Origin of the sequence: Haloarchaeobius litoreus (assembly GCF_024495425.1) — an archaeon.
Lineage (GTDB): Archaea > Halobacteriota > Halobacteria > Halobacteriales > Natrialbaceae > Haloarchaeobius > Haloarchaeobius litoreus.
In genome coordinates, this window is record NZ_JANHJR010000004.1 from 171,656 (window position 1) to 186,485 (window position 14,830).

The following is a 14,830-nucleotide window of genomic DNA, read 5'->3' on the forward strand; positions in this document are numbered from 1 at the left end:
CCATAAAGGAGAACTGAACGGTGTGGGATTTGTAATCGTAATTAGTGACTGAGAGCTCCGTGAGTCTCGGGCTGGAGGGCTCTGGAGATGATTCGCCAAGCGATAGACATCCACCGCCTGCCGTGACAGCGAGGGTAGCAAGTACATTCCTTCGGCGCATATCTTCCAGTCAATCTCTCCCGATAAGTGCTTTTCCGCTCCGATAGATTGTCATTTAGTGAAATTTGGCTCTCAGTCGACCAACTCCCTGGGGACACACGTCGAGAAATTCCCCTCCTCCAATATGCACACGAATCCTGCCAGTGCTGTGTGCATATCTGCATCTGTGGGTGGACCCAATCGTCCCAATCACCACGATTCCGCCAGATGAAACTCACAGCTCGGGGAAAAAGGGGTTCCAGTAAGGCGAGAACACTCCCGTGCCCGGGGTCGTGTGTACGATAGTAGCCCGTGAAACCGCTGTTAGATACAGGGGAAAGACATACCGTAATCCGATGGTAAGAGGCAGAAAAGCCAGTACGCCTATTACTGGTTCGTGATATAATTCAGAAGATGGTACGAAAAGAAGCGCCTTGTCTATTCTGCGAGGAAACGTTTGAATTTGTATCAGGTAAGCATCTCAAATCCCATTTTGAAGGTTCAGACGCGTTTGAATCATACAAAGAGTGGGTCGCTGAAGAACATGGAATTGACCCTGCTCATGAGGTCTTCAGCACTCCTGGAGCTCTCACAAGACCTGAGGACTTCGAAGCGTACGAACATCTATTCCGGTAGATTCGCATCTCTACCGAACAGCCGTTTCATAAAAATACCGCACACGGTTAGAACTCTAGCTGTACTTCTGTCGGTGCTTCTGTGCGGGAGCGTCCGCTTGACTTCGCCTCGTCGACACGGTCCGTGTACGTGTGATTGTGAACGGGAACGGCGGGGACACCGACTCCTCCAGGATGGAGGTAGACTGGAAGTCCACGGGCAAACCCACGACTTCAGTCCGGGGTCAACGACAATTCGCCCGACGACGACGGCAACCTTTGGCCGAGCGTACGCCTGATGGTCAACCAAGAGAAAGCGACACCGTCCCATCCAGTATCGGAGCACGATGAGAGCAAGATCGGTCCCGCAGTGCGGGGTGGCTGAGCGAGACCCCCAATCAGAGACCGTACTGGGCCCGCACGGTCTCTGCGAGACCGGTCTCCTCGAGCAGCTCCGTGGGTGCGAGCATCGTCAACTGGACGACCCCAGGGAGCCGTGCAATCTCGACCCCACCCGTGAACGTACAGCGCGAGCGGACCTCGCCCTCGGTGATTCCGAACAGCGAACTCGCCCGGTCGAACGCGTTCTCGGTTGCATCGTTGATCGTCGCCCCGGTACCGATGATCTGGATCGGCGCCGCATCGTGTAACGTCTCGACACCGTACTCGTCGGCGAGTGCGCGGCCTGCTTCGCGCTCGCTCTCGGAGTACGGCTTCGCGATATGTGGCAGGTCCTCCTCGTTCGGTAAGAGCAACGGCCCGGCGAGGTCGAGTCCCTTGATGACCTCCACTTCGAGTTCTGTCTTCCCACTCACGTCCGTCGTGTGGAGCGAGAGCTCTCCATCGCCCTGGTTCGCGTGGAGGTCACCGACGTACAACCCGGCTCCTTCGACGCGAACCGGACAGATCAGCGTCGCGCCCGGTCGCACCTCGTTCGAGTCCATGTGGCCATCGGTTCGGGCCTCGAGTGCGTCTTCGTCCGCCAGTCCCCAGTCGTGCTCGGCACCGATGAGGAACTGTCCGAAGTCGCCAGCGTTGTGCGAGTCGGGGAACTCGACCGATGGTGTCGTGCCGATGTTGCCGATGAACGGCCGAAGACGGCCGAGCGTCCCCGGCATCTCGTCGGGCTCGTACAACAGAATCGGGTGTTGCCGAGAGTTCTCGGGGAGTGCCATCGCTTCGTCGGCCCGCTCGGCCAGGTCGTGTGCACCCTCGGGTCCGACCGTGATTCCGACCGTCCGGTCGTCGTCGAAGACGACGGTGTAGCCGTACTCGAACCCGAACGAGGAGGCGTTCGCGCCACATTCGACACACCGGATCGCATCCTCGCCAGTTCCCTCGACGACCGTCTCGGGCCATTCTGCACCACACTCCGGACACCGGTGGTCGACGAACGGGTCGTCACCGAACGCGACGTCTCGTTCGGCCATGCTGCCAGTGCTGGTCGCGACACTGGTCACCTCGACGTCCTTGATTCGGACGACCAGTGCGTCGCCCGGTTCCGCGTTCTCGACGAAGATCGGGCGTGTCACCTCGTGCCCGCCGCGGAACGACGGCGTAATCATCGGGCCCCAGCAGCCGGCCGGGGTGTGTGTCTTCACCGTTCCTCCATCGGCGACGGTCCCAGCCCACTCCTGCTCTGGCCCAACGAGCCCGAGTGTGAACTCGTCGACCTCGAGTGTTTCGTGAATGTGTTCCGACATACGTTAGAGGTTGGCACGGTAGAATCTTAGCTGTTGTGCAGCGCGGAGCCAACCGGTGAACTCCCCCGACGGTAGATTCAGACAGGATCCAGACCGTACCTCTCGATGATTTTCTGCCGGTCGATCTTTCCGAGTGTCGTCAACGGCAGCTCGTCCTCGACCGTGTACTCGACCGGCTGTTTGTAGTCCGCGAGCTCCTCCTCGCCGTACTCCTCGAGATCTGCTGTCGTGAGACTACTGCCGGGAGTTCGGAGGACGAACGCGTGGCCCGCCTCACCCCAGGTGTCGTTCTCGACACCGATCACCATCGCCTGCTCGACCGCCTCGTGGTCGGTCAGTACCCCCTCTACCTCGGGTGGGTACACGTTGTACCCACCTGAGATGTACATGTTCTTCTTGCGTCCTCGCAATCGAACGTGCCCGTCGTCGTCGACGAACCCGAGGTCGCCAGTTCGAACCCACTCCTCCTCGACGAACGCCTCCTGCGTCTGCTCGGGGGTCAGGAAGCGATCCATCACGCCATCGCCACGGACCACGATCTCTCCCGTCTCCCCCGCCGGAAGGAGCTCCTCGTCCTCGATCGTGCGAACATCGAACCCCGGGAACGGCTTCCCGACCGTCTCGGTCAGCTCGGAGACCGGTGTCCCGAGCTCGGTGAGGGTCACGAACCCAGCCGTCTCCGTGAGCCCCCAGCCAGTGACGGCATGCTCTGCTGCCTGTGCCATCCCAGCCAGGATGTCCTCAGAGGGTGCCTGTCCTGCAACCACCGCCACGTCGAGCGACGAGAGGTCGGTTCCAGCGAAGTCGTCGTGGTTGAACAGCATCCCCCACATCGCGGGGACGTTCCCCACCATCGAGATCGATCGTGATTCGATCAACCGGAGTGCGACTCCTGGGTCGAAGGCGTCGAGGAACACGACGTCCGCACCACCGACGACCGCACTGCCCATGAGTTCGGTCGCCCCGCCGACGTGGTCGGTCGGTAGGTGGACGAGCACCGTATCCGAATCGTCGATACCCCAGACCGACGAGATAGCTGTTCCCTGGAAGACGACGTTTCGGTGAGAGAGTACTGCTCCCTTCGGGTCGCCAGTCGTCCCGCTCGTGAACACGACCAGCAGCCCGGCATCCGGGTCCGTACAGCCGGTTGAGTCGTCCGTGTTCGGCGTGCCGTCGGGGTTCGCTGCCGTCCATTCGTATGCACCCGCTTTCGGGAGGGCGGCATGATAGTCGTCACCCAGCCAGTGGGTTGACTCGATGTCATCGAACGCAGGCACTTCCTCGAGGATCGCCTTGAAATCCGTGTCACGGAACTGGCCGGCGCCGACGAACGCGACAGGTTCGGTCGATGAGAGGACGTGCTGGTGGTCTCCGGGCTTGCCTCGAAGGTCGAGTGGCACGAGTGTCGCACCGAGCTTCGCCACCGCGAAGTACAGCTCGGCGAACGGTGCCGACGGTGGGAACAGGGTCGCCACGAACTCTCCGGATTCCACACCGTCCGCGGCGAGCTGCGAAGCGAGCCGACCCGCAGCGTCGTTCAATTCTCCCCAGGTCGCGGCTGTTTCTGAGGCCTCTACCAGTCCCAGGGGCGAATACGTGTACGCCCTCGTATCCGGTTTCGTGGCTGCTCGATGTTCGAGATACCACTGAAAGAGCCCTGTGTGCGGTTCGTCACGGTCGTACTCGTGTTCGTATGCAGTCTCAGTCATGCGTCTCTCGTGCGTCCTCGGTGATCATCAGCAGGTTCGTCCGATACTCGACCACGGTCGCACCGTCCTGATTCTTCCCCTCCACGCCGAGCGTCACGACACCACTGTGGTCATCTCGTGGCGTCTTCTCCAGCACCTCCACCTCGAAGTGAACCGTATCGTCGATGAAGACGGGTCGATGGAACTGAATCGCTTCCATCCCCGCATTCGCTCGAATCCCCGTCGGTTCGTTCGAGTACAGCAACCCCTCTGCGAGCCCGAGCAGGAACGTCCCCTGCACCACGCGCTCACCGTACTGCGTCTCTTCCGCGAACTCCCGGTCGGTATGGATCGGTAGCCAACAGCCGGTCGCGTTGGCGTAATTCACCACATCGCTTTCTGTCACTGTCCGCCCTATCGTTTCCACCGTGTCGCCAACCTGAACGTTGTCGTAGAACCCTTCTAGCACGCTCTCTCCACTCGACTCTGAAACCTTCACTATTACTCTCAACTTTGCACGTGGTTGTAAACGGCCTCGGCTGTCGCCAAACCGATGCCGAGTTGTCGTTCGACTACCTGCGAGAGCACAGTACGGAGACGACCACCACGGGTGGAACGCGCTCGACCACGGCACCGACAGCACGTTTAGCCAATCGTACTGCTTCTCGCGTGAAGCGGGAGACCTTCGATATGGACATCGGCGGCCCCCGCTTCATCGTTCTAGTTCCACCGGTCGAAGCCGACGCCGCCTAGAGATTCACCGGCGCCGTCCATTCCGTGAACTCGTGTTGAAGTGTCCCGTCAGAAATGTCGAACTCTCACTTACCGGCCCAAACGCATGAACTCGGGCGTCAGAACAATGCCCGTTTGCTGGGGTGAAATTGCGCATTTCCAAGCATAAGGCTGCCGTACTTCCGCGTTTCTCGAAACGAGGTGTGAATAACAAAGCCACACGCGAGGAAAGCGTGTTTTGCATGAAAGACCCGACAGAAATCGGCGGTTCGTGGCCGGAGAAAGGGGGTGAAGCGGGCGGGGGAGGCGAGTCGAGCGACGAAGACCTGGAGGCCTCGCGGAGACACGTCCTGCGAGGGGTCGGTTTCGCCGGCGTCGGGCTCGGCCTCGGTGGGTTCGCCACCCGTCAGCAGGAGACGATCCGCTTCGGGGGCGAGGTACAGGCCTGGCGTGGACGGGAGCCCCCGTCCATCTCCGGTCAGGAGAACCCGACGCTGTCGCTCCAGGCCGGCATGCAGTACGCCGTGACCTGGGAGAACCTCGACGGGCTCCCCCACAACTTCGTCATCCAGAACCAGGCGGGCGAACAGATGGTGCGCTCCGAGATCATCACCGAGCAGGGGGCGACGCAGACCGTGACATTCACGGCGAGCCCGGAGATGACGACCTACCTGTGCGAGGTGCACCCGAACACGATGGTCGGGACCGTGAACGTGAGCGGGAGCGGGGGGGACCAGACGACCACGCAGGAGACGACGACGACCACGCAGGAACAGGACGGCGCCGGCTACTTCGAACAGGGACCGGAGGTCGGCGTCCAGGTCGTCGCACAGGGGATGACCGCGCCCACGGACCACGCGATACCCGGGGACGGGAGCGGCCGGCAGTTCGTCACCGACCAGACGGGCGAGGTGTGGGTCGTCACCGAGAACGGCCGGGAGCAGATGCCGTTCATCGACGTCTCCGACCGCATGGTCACCCTCGGCGAGTTCAACGGGTCGTACGCCAACCCGAACCAGGCGTACGACGAACGCGGACTGCTCGGCATCGAGTTCCACCCCTCGTTCGCGGAGAACCGGAAGTTCTACCTCCACTACAGTGCGCCGCCGAACGAACAGACGCCAGACGGGTGGGACCACGTCGAGGTCGTCTCCGAGTTCACCGCGTCCACGGACCTCACTACGGGCAACCCGGAGTCGGAGCGCATCCTCCTCCAGTTCCAGAAACCCCAGTACAACCACGACGGTGGCCCCATCGCGTTCGGCCCCGACGGTTACCTCTACGTCCCCATGGGTGACGGCGGCGGCGCCGACGACGACATGTACGGCCACGTTCCCGACTGGTACGACCGGAACGCCGGCGGGAACGGTCAGGACGTGACGCAGAACCTCCTCGGCGACGTCGTCCGCATCGACGTCGATGCCACCGAAGGGGACCGTCCGTACGGCATCCCGGACGACAACCCCTTCGTCGGCACCGACGGACTGGACGAGATATACGCGTACGGCTTCCGCAACCCGTTCGGCATCTCCTTCGACAGCCAGGGTAACCTGTTCGTCGCGGACGCTGGCCAGAACCTCTTCGAGGAGGTCGACGTCGTCGAGCGCGGCGGGAACTACGGCTGGAACGTCAAGGAGGGCACGCACTGCTTCAGCACCGAGAACCCGAGTGACCCGATGGCGATCACGGACTGTCCGTCGAACGAACCGAACAGCGGCCCCTACGACGGTAGTCCCCTCATCGACCCGGTGATAGAGTTCCCGCACACGTACGAGGGCGAGAGCGTCGGCATCACCGTCATCGGTGGCCACCGGTACGAGGCCACGACGATCCCCGAACTCCAGGGCAAGTACGTGTTCGGAATCTGGACGTCAGACCCCGCGCGGAGCGAGCCGAACGGCCGCGTGCTGGCCGCGACCCCGCCCGAGAACTTCGGCGGATCGGGGGGCACCACGACCACGACCGGGACGGCGACCGGCGCAACGACTCCTGGAACCACGACCCAGGGGACGGGTGGTGACGGCGCCGGGAACGCCGAGCTCTGGCCCGTGCAGGAACTGGCCATCCAGGGCGGGTTCGACTACTTCGTCCGCATGTTCGGACAGGGCCCGGACGGTGACGTGTACGTCCTCGCGAACAAGCGCGGCGCCCCCGAGGGCGACACCGGCGCCCTCCTCCGCCTCGTCCCGCCCGGCGACGACGGGACCACGACGACCGGGAACGCGACCACGACGGGGGCCGGCGGCGGAACCACGCCCTCCGAAGCCACGAACGGCGGCGGCGGCGGTGCCGAGACAACGACGACGGGGGCCACCCCGGGACCGGGCGTCCTCCTGTCCGCGGCGGCCATCCTCGGCGGCCTCGGAGTCGCAGCGAAACGGCGTCTCGAGGACGACGACTGACACCGACCGCGGCCGCCCGCCACCCGAACCCGGCCGTCCGTCCTGCGTTCCGATTCTCTGTGCCTCGTTGCCCGTTCGGTCCGCCAGCAGATACTCCCGGGTTCCGCCCCAACGGTCCCGACGAGATGGTCCCTCCTGCCGAGGTCAGGAACCTCCACCAGGTGACGCCGGACGTGAAGCAGTTCCGACTCGTCGCTGACGACCACGAGTTCCCGTTCGAGCCGGGTCAGCACACGATGGTTCGCTTCGAGAACGACGGCGAAGAGGAGACACGCCCCGATACCGCTATCAACCGGCCGGAAACAGACGAACTCGTGCTCGCCATCAAGCGCTACGAGGACGGGACCACTTCCATCCACCGCCGGTCGCCAGCCGCACCGACGCGGAGGATGCTCAGTGGCCGGCGGTCACCGTGGTGTGAGTTGGCTCGTCTTCGATCGCAGAGAGGAGCACATCGAGACACTGTGGGACGAGCAGTAGATCGAGGACCTGCCTGACTATGGGGTAGGTGGATGCAGCAGCGATCCTATCTTACCCCGCCGAGAGGGTGTCATCCAAAGATTCACACACTCGTTCCAGTTCTCTCATTTCGGTCAATACAGAGGAGAAACAGAACAATCGGCCAACCGGAAAACCGGCAACCAGAAGAAGTTTACCACCATATCCGATAACTCCCCCATGAATCGGCGTGGTTTTCTGGAACTTGGAGTCGGTGTGACTATGCTCGGGCTCAGCGGGTGTCTCAGCGGAGACCCGCCCGAACTTCGCGTCAAGAATATGTCGGAGAGAAATCATAACGTTCACGTCCGGGTCAGCCAACAGAACGAGGAACTCCTTTCTAGGTCATTCTCAGTCCCGTCAAAAGCAGATAGCGAGGAGCAAGGAACCGTCGAAGACGTCTATCCGGGGCCGGGAACCTATACGATTACCGGGGAAATAGCAGGCGGCGTAACGAAAACTGAGGAAATCGAACTCGCCGAAGACGATCGGGTGCTGACACATGTTTTGGTCAACTCGGATGAAACACTCTCTGTTGGACGTATGTCCCCCTGAGAAGTTCACATATACGGTATCACGGCTGATGTATTCTCTCCGGGCTGAAATCATCGACCAGAATTGGGAGATAAAGGGGATTCACATATCGCTTAGTAATTGAATTATCGGATAAATATCAATACTGAAGTGCGGGATACAGGGAGTCTAGTCATTACGGCAACGTTATTCTGTCACTCGATGTTTCACAATTGATAAACTGGGATAAACTGTGGTTTTTCCCTTTCCCGTGACCTAGTCACCTCTGGTTGATTACCATGGATCGAAGAACATACATCGCGACAGTTGGAGCGACGCTCGCAAGCGTCGGGCTCGCCGGTTGCAGCGGGCAATCGAACGGAGAGAACGACAATGAGACCGATGAGATTGACGCTAATGACGAACTGGATTGGGAGAACCTCGAAGCCGAACTAGGAGAAACCCCCGAGAGCGTCGAGCTCGTGGAGAGCTCCCTCGTCGAGACCGATAATGGTGCTGCTGTCATCGGGACCATTCGGAACACCGGGGATAGCCCATACTCAGTTCTCGAGGTGGAGGTGACACTGAACGACGGCGACACCCTTCTCGGTGAGTGGATCGACACAAGCGAAGAGGAGATTAATGGCCTCGATGCCGGTGAAAGCTGGCGGTTCGTCGCAATGTTCGAAAACGAGAACGTCTACGACGCGACCGGATACACGATCAACATTAACGCTGACGTCGAGAACGCCGAGGGCGACGGCACCGGGAACAATAGCTGACGATAGCGCGCTCAATAGACCGAACCCCGGGCGAAACTGGAAAGCCAGTTTCAGCCCTCTCTATCCCGAGTAGCTCACACAGGTCTTCTGACGCGATGTAGGTTGAACAGTGCTCTCCGTCGGTATGTGAAGGAGACTCACGTACCACTTTGTCAGTTGAACTGCTCAACCCCTGTTAAGAACGCTGTGGAAATGCAGAGGACGACTTCAGCCTGCCCAATCTTTATCTGATAATGAATACATTCGAAGTGTATGCTGGAACAGAAATTCCCACGTGCTGCTGTGTTCTTTGTGGTCGCGTTCGGCGTCCCGGTTCTCCTTAGTCTGCTCACTGGTGGAAACTTCGATCGGGGCGTCCAGATTGGCGTAGTCATGGGAATAATATTCGCAGTGATGAGCCAATACTTCGAGCCGGTGCCGAGTTAGGTACCTGTTCTGTTATAATTGATATCGGGACTATACTCAGATGTCGGTACAAGATACGTACGTTCTATTTCGCACGGCTAGATGGATAGTTGTCTGAACTGGTAGATGTCTCAGTGGTCAATAAGCAGGTCTATGTACCGACTTGTATGCTCTCAGGTCGACCGATCAGTATAGATGAACGGTCTATCGGTGTGTGTAGGCGAAAATCATATCGGTGATAAGAGAGAAAATAGCTGTATGAATGTATCGAGAGATTCCATTGCGCGTGGAATTTCTGGTGCTGTCGTCACCGCGTTTCTCGGTGTGTTAAGCTGGTATCTGTTCCAACCCGGATACAGCTGGATGCGTGGCGTGTTATTCGTAGCTCTCGGGGGGCTCGCTGTCGTCGGTATAGCCGGGGTTTGGCATCGGCGAACGCAACTGGTCGCTGGCAGCGTCGCAGGATTGCTCCTATTGACTGTCTCCTTAGCTGGCACCCTCTGGATGTTTATCCTCCCTGTAATTGTTGTACTTGCAGCCGCGAACCTCGTCAAGTCGAAGCAAGAGCGGCCAACAACCCCCTCCATCAGATAGGGATTCCCCGGTAGTAGCTAGATACGTGGGTAAGTACAAACCGGTTGATTTGCATATACGGTGTCACGGCTGATGTATTCTCTCCAGGCTGAAATCATCGACCAAAATTGGGAGATACAGATCAGCTACAAATAGCTCACTGTCGGTTGTGGAACTCGTGAAAGATCTCGACCGTAAAAGGGAGAGACACCCCGATCTCGCGGTTCACACGGACGATTCTGGGCGCTCGCCGAGGGTGACGGTCACCTGTTGGCGTTCTCCATCCCGGATGATCGTCAGTGTCACCTCGTCCCCCGGTCGGGTTTCCGTGAGCAGGTAGGAGGCGATGTCTTCGCCGGAGTTGACGGACCGACCGTCGATGCCTACGATAACGTCCCCACCGACAGGAATCCGGCTCCCGTTCCGGGTGACGGTATCGGTCGTTCCCTGGAGAACGTCGCTCGTGGGACCGCCCTCCATAACGTTGTGGACGTAGAGACCGCTGGTGACGTCGAGGTCGTTCGACTCGACGAGTCCGGGCGTGAGGGGGGCGGTACTGACGCCGAGGAACGAGTGGTTGTACTCGCCGGTGTCAATCAGTTCTGGCACGACCCGATCGACGAGATTCGGGGAAATTGCGAAGCCGACGTTGTCTGCACGATCCGCGGCGATGCCAGCGCTATTGACACCGACGACGGTCCCGTCGCACCGAATGAGCGGGCCACCGCTGTTGCCGGGGTTAATCGGCGCGTCAGTCTGGACCACATCCGGGATCGTGAACCCGCTATTTGTCGGCATGGAGCGGTTGAGCCCGCTCACGATTCCGTGCGTGATGGTCTCTTCTAATCCGAAAGGGTTGCCGATCGCGACCACTTTGCTCCCCGGTTCCGGCGGTGTGTCCGCCACGGAGAGCGCCTCGACGTAGCCGGGGGTTTCGCTCACCCGAACGACCGCCAGATCGGTGGAACGATCTCGTCCGACGACCGTCCCGAGCTCCGATTCCTCCCGGGTGAATCCAACGATGACCGACTCGGCCGATCCGACGACGTGTGCGTTGGTGACGATGTAACTCGTCGAGTTATTTTCGGCGGCCTGGTAGACGAATCCCGAACCCTGGCCGGTGTCCGTCCTGACGGCGACGACGGAATCGATCGCCTGGTCGTACAGGGTACTGTAGTCACACGCAGCGGACCCGTTCGGTTGGTCCGTCTGTGCGAACCCTGTGTCGTCTGGTGTCGACGCGAGTACGAACCCGGTTGCCGGAGCGACGACCAGGATGAGTACTATGGCGCCGAGAAGCCAGTGTTTGGAAGACATCATTGAGCGTGTCATACAACGGTTCTCATTTCTGTGTGAAACTATAACAACCCCCAGAATCACCCACTTAATAATAGTGATGAATACAATTACAATACGGCGAATCTGTGGGTACGCGGGCACGGGTGGCCGATACATACGCACAGCTACGTATCGGCTGTTTCACACTCAACAATGCTCAAGCGAAAGACCAGCCAAATACATCTGAATATTGAACTTCATCAACAGTCGCGGTGTGGCTTCTCGCTCCACAAAACCTAACTCTACCTCGTCCATCCTCCCTCTGAGGGCGGCGTTTTCTGGCATAGTACACTTCGAAAATGCCGTTCCTCGCCCTTCAGTACTTATCTGAACACCGCCCGACACGGGATACAACCCATTTAGTAAACACATTTTTAATCAAGAGACTGTGATGAAACACAGTTACCGCTACCACGCCTTCCCGACACAACAGGTAGCGGCTGAATTTGCATCACCATCTCTCCGTTCATGAAACGGCAGTTACAGGTATTTCACCCGCACCGACCACTGTTTCGGCAGCACTGCTCGGACGGTTTGCGGTAACCTGACGACAGTCACGGGCAGTGATGCACGTCTCATCACCGTTTCGGCGACCGAACCCAAGAGCACTCGAGAGACACCGATCGTCCGTGGCCAAAGATTACGATTACGTCAATGCCGTGTGTTTCCACGTACTCGATTATCTGGTCGGCGGCCTTGCCAACCTCGCTTGCTGTCGTAACCTCCCGGTCGGGCTCGGCTGCCTTCGCATCGGCCTCGGCGAGCAGTTCGGCCGACCGATCTCGGGCCCGTTGCCGGAGCGTTCGTCTCCGACCAGCGCTTTCGCGCTGTACCTCTCTTCGATGTAGTCGATAACGTGAAGGACAGTAATCGACGCATCCGTGTACACATAGAGCGCGTGCGCTAGCGCCTTCTCCGAGAGCGGGTTTCCATCGAACGCAACGAGTACCTCGTCGACGGAGGACATACTCTGAGAGACGCGTCAAAGCCACAAATAGGCGCGGGGACAACTGAGCCTGCGGAAGGGGAGGCGCCACCCGTATTGACAGACCTCTCCCGATAGAACGGACTGTCTCGACCGCAGAACTAGAATGGGAGCAGAATCAGAACGAACGGGAGAATAACCAACGAGACGAGAAACCCAGCCAGGTACCGACGGTTGGTAACGAGTTGGGCTTGGACGGTCTCGACGGCTTGGAAGTACGTCGAGAACCGAACCAGTGTTCCCACCGTTATAATCGTTCCGACGGCCACGAGTGAGAGCACGATAGCTACCCCCTGTGGAGATTCCAGAAGCACAGCGATGACAATTGTGTCGAAGAAGGTGCCGACATTAGCCCCCAGAACGTACGGAACGATCTCCCGGCGTTTGATGTAGTTACGATTGTAGAGCGGAACGACAACTCCCAGCGAGAACGCAACGCTGGTCGTCACGCCGGTAATGAGGATACCGAGTCCAAACGAGGTCCATTTGTGCTGAAATCGGCGAAAGAACCGCTTGCGGAGCCATTCGGTGTCGATCCGCTTTAGCACCCGATCGAAGAGAGTAAGGCTACCAAACAACACGAGAATAGCCATCACGAGTGCCAGGCCCACACCAACAGTATCGACCACGTCTCCCGTCGCCGGATCGAAGGCCGCCAGCGGGTGAAACGAGAGTTCGATCCGGGTACTGACGGCCCCGAAACCCGTCTGGAGTCTCGGCAACAGGAGATATCCGAGGATGGTCGCCGGGACATAGATCGAGTGGGACAGGAGGAACGTCAGTACCCCCAACTCGGTCGCCTCGCTGAACGAATAGCGCCGCTTCTGGAAGTAGTCCAGTATTCCTATCAGGAGTACGATAGAGGCGCCCCCGAGGCGTGAGCCAGCGAGCATGAGGAACAGCTGCGAGTCTGTGAGAATCTCGGTCTGGAACAGCGAAACGGACAGAGCCGCGACCACTGATCCGTTGGTGAGCACGTACGTGGTGAGCCAACTCGCACCCAGAGCTTGTCCACTCCCGGCGACGTATCGCCTGAAGAACTGTTCAATCGGTGAGGCCGCGGCCGCTGTGGACGCACCCAGCAACTGGACTGCGAACAGAAACAGTAACAAAGAGACGAGCGCGCCAACGACTAATTGGCCGGATTCACGTCCTCGTGTCAGTATCTCATCGATGTTCGAATCCACGATTCTATCCTGACGACCACGTGGCAGGCGTACAAAGGTTACGCAGACTTATCAGAGGATTCAGCGGGCATAGGAACCGTCAGCACCGGGGCATCGGAGAGCCGGACGACCTTTTCCGTGACGCTACCGAGGAGATATCGATCCAGACCCGTACGGCCGTGCGTCCCCATAACGACAAGACTGATGCCGTGTTCATCGACGTAATCGAGGATTGCCCGGTGGGGTGCTCCCTGTGCCACTACAGCCTCGGTCGTTTCCACACCGGCTGCCTTTGCTTGCTGGATAACCTCATCAATCGCGTTCTCACCAGCATCTTCGAAGGCATCGAGCGTTCCGGGGATCGAGGCATCAATACCGACGTTCGTGTCGACGACATAGATCGTATGGAGTGCAGCGTCATAGGTAGTCGCGAGATCGATTGCGTGCTCAACGGCGCCACGTGTTCCGTCACTTCCGTCCGTCGGGACCAATATCTGGTCGTACATACTGAATTCTAGGTGGCGAAGGAACAAAAAGAGGCCCGTCGATTGCGGGAAATTGGGAAGTCCTCAGCATCCACGGCCGGGGAGATTCAGGCTCGGACCGAGGTTCCAGTCTCGCCGGCTAGTGCATCCAGTAGGTGCTCGGGCGAGGTCTTTGTCCGGGCCTCCGGGTACACAGTCGCGGCTCGATATCTCGACAATTCGGAGGAGATGGTATGGGAGCGGTACACGAATGTTGAAGCAGGAGCACTCGGGGACGTCGTGACGGACGCACTCGACGAAATCGAACCACGATCTCAGGGATGAGCCACTGAAATTAGATCTCAGTTCCTGGTCGACGGGGGCGGGAAAGCAGAAGACCTACCGTCCGAAGACGAAACCAATACGATGCACTATCTGACTGGCTTCCAGCGCGATCGACGGACGAACGACTACACACCCGGCGCGGGCAGCGTGAGATCGAAGACCGAAACGAGTGGCGAGACCAATACACCGAGGAGCTCACAGCATAGACTAGATTGCCCGACTTCGAACGGGTTCCTAGCCATTCGAACGCTCAGCGTGTACCAACGCCGTCATAAAGGTAAGAAGAGTGATTCATCCCCAATTATGTTCTTATTCATATGGTTTTCTTTAATCTCCGAGTGTTTCATGTTTGAATCGGAATCCATGTCCCTGTAGCCACGGTGGTCCATCGACGAGAATGAGGTCGTCATCGACGAGAGATCCTTGAGTAGCTTCGCGAGGAGATTCTCGTATCCTTACTTTTTCCCCACCGTAGAGGCGCTCA

General features: G+C 59.2%; 13 protein-coding genes and 3 pseudogenes. 7 read left to right on the forward strand and 9 right to left on the reverse strand.

The window, feature by feature from the left end:
• Positions 1-552 precede the first annotated feature (552 nt).
• Positions 553-774, forward strand: coding sequence for a hypothetical protein (locus tag NOW55_RS18460; RefSeq protein ID WP_256401594.1), 222 nt, complete (start codon positions 553-555; stop codon positions 772-774).
• 376 nt (positions 775-1,150) lie between these two features.
• Here NOW55_RS18460 and NOW55_RS18465 read toward each other — a convergent pair whose 3' ends face one another.
• The 3 genes from NOW55_RS18465 to NOW55_RS18475 all read right to left on the reverse strand — a co-directional run bounded on the left by NOW55_RS18465 (position 1,151) and on the right by NOW55_RS18475 (position 4,642).
• Positions 1,151-2,455, reverse strand: a complete 1,305-nt coding sequence (locus NOW55_RS18465; RefSeq protein WP_256401595.1) for an acetamidase/formamidase family protein — start codon at positions 2,453-2,455, stop codon at positions 1,151-1,153.
• Between the two features lie 77 nt (positions 2,456-2,532).
• Positions 2,533-4,164 (reverse strand): class I adenylate-forming enzyme family protein, encoded by a 1,632-nt coding sequence (locus tag NOW55_RS18470; protein ID WP_256401596.1) that lies wholly within the window; start codon positions 4,162-4,164, stop codon positions 2,533-2,535.
• Positions 4,157-4,642, reverse strand: coding sequence for a MaoC family dehydratase (locus NOW55_RS18475; RefSeq protein ID WP_256401597.1), 486 nt, complete (start codon positions 4,640-4,642; stop codon positions 4,157-4,159). Before NOW55_RS18475 ends, NOW55_RS18470 begins: the two co-directional genes overlap by 8 nt.
• A 475-nt stretch (positions 4,643-5,117) precedes the next feature.
• On the opposite strand from NOW55_RS18475, the gene NOW55_RS18480 reads away from it, so the two are divergent.
• The 5 genes from NOW55_RS18480 (at position 5,118) to NOW55_RS18495 (ending at position 9,496) form a co-directional block, all read left to right on the forward strand.
• The gene (locus NOW55_RS18480; RefSeq protein ID WP_256401598.1) at positions 5,118-7,277 is read left to right on the forward strand and encodes a PQQ-dependent sugar dehydrogenase; all 2,160 of its coding nucleotides are present in this window, start codon (positions 5,118-5,120) and stop codon (positions 7,275-7,277) included.
• A gap of 125 nt (positions 7,278-7,402) precedes the next feature.
• Positions 7,403-7,774, forward strand: a complete 372-nt coding sequence (locus NOW55_RS20980) for an FAD-binding oxidoreductase (protein ID WP_390293733.1) — start codon at positions 7,403-7,405, stop codon at positions 7,772-7,774.
• A gap of 223 nt (positions 7,775-7,997) precedes the next feature.
• Positions 7,998-8,330: a hypothetical protein gene (locus NOW55_RS18485; RefSeq protein ID WP_256401599.1), complete on the forward strand. Its 333-nt coding sequence runs from the start codon at positions 7,998-8,000 to the stop codon at positions 8,328-8,330.
• A 257-nt stretch (positions 8,331-8,587) separates the two neighbouring features.
• Positions 8,588-9,070, forward strand: a complete 483-nt coding sequence (locus NOW55_RS18490) for an FxLYD domain-containing protein (RefSeq protein ID WP_256401600.1) — start codon at positions 8,588-8,590, stop codon at positions 9,068-9,070.
• Positions 9,071-9,322: 252 nt separating this feature from the next.
• Entirely contained in the window at positions 9,323-9,496 is a 174-nt protein-coding gene (locus tag NOW55_RS18495; RefSeq protein ID WP_256401601.1) for a hypothetical protein, read from the forward strand.
• Positions 9,497-10,273: 777 nt separating this feature from the next.
• Here the strand turns inward: NOW55_RS18495 and NOW55_RS18500 are convergent.
• The 6 genes and pseudogenes from NOW55_RS18500 to NOW55_RS18525 form a co-directional block, all read right to left on the reverse strand.
• Positions 10,274-11,380 (reverse strand): S1C family serine protease, encoded by a 1,107-nt coding sequence (locus NOW55_RS18500; protein ID WP_256401602.1) that lies wholly within the window; start codon positions 11,378-11,380, stop codon positions 10,274-10,276.
• A gap of 159 nt (positions 11,381-11,539) precedes the next feature.
• Positions 11,540-11,671: pseudogene (locus NOW55_RS18505) on the reverse strand (IS6 family transposase); the annotation flags it as partial.
• A 195-nt stretch (positions 11,672-11,866) separates the two neighbouring features.
• Positions 11,867-12,153 (reverse strand): annotated as a pseudogene (locus NOW55_RS20870) (universal stress protein).
• Positions 12,066-12,353, reverse strand: a complete 288-nt coding sequence (locus NOW55_RS18515) for a universal stress protein (RefSeq protein ID WP_256401604.1) — start codon at positions 12,351-12,353, stop codon at positions 12,066-12,068. Before NOW55_RS18515 ends, NOW55_RS20870 begins: the two are co-directional and overlap by 88 nt.
• Before the next feature lie 119 nt (positions 12,354-12,472).
• Positions 12,473-13,558 (reverse strand): sodium:phosphate symporter, encoded by a 1,086-nt coding sequence (locus NOW55_RS20875; RefSeq protein ID WP_256401606.1) that lies wholly within the window; start codon positions 13,556-13,558, stop codon positions 12,473-12,475.
• Between the two features lie 38 nt (positions 13,559-13,596).
• Complete coding sequence (locus NOW55_RS18525) at positions 13,597-14,043, reverse strand: universal stress protein (RefSeq protein WP_256401607.1); 447 nt, start codon at positions 14,041-14,043, stop codon at positions 13,597-13,599.
• Between the two features lie 132 nt (positions 14,044-14,175).
• Here NOW55_RS18525 and NOW55_RS18530 point away from each other — a divergent pair.
• Positions 14,176-14,346, forward strand: a pseudogene (locus NOW55_RS18530) (site-specific integrase); the annotation flags it as partial.
• Between the last annotated feature and the right edge of the window lie 484 nt (positions 14,347-14,830).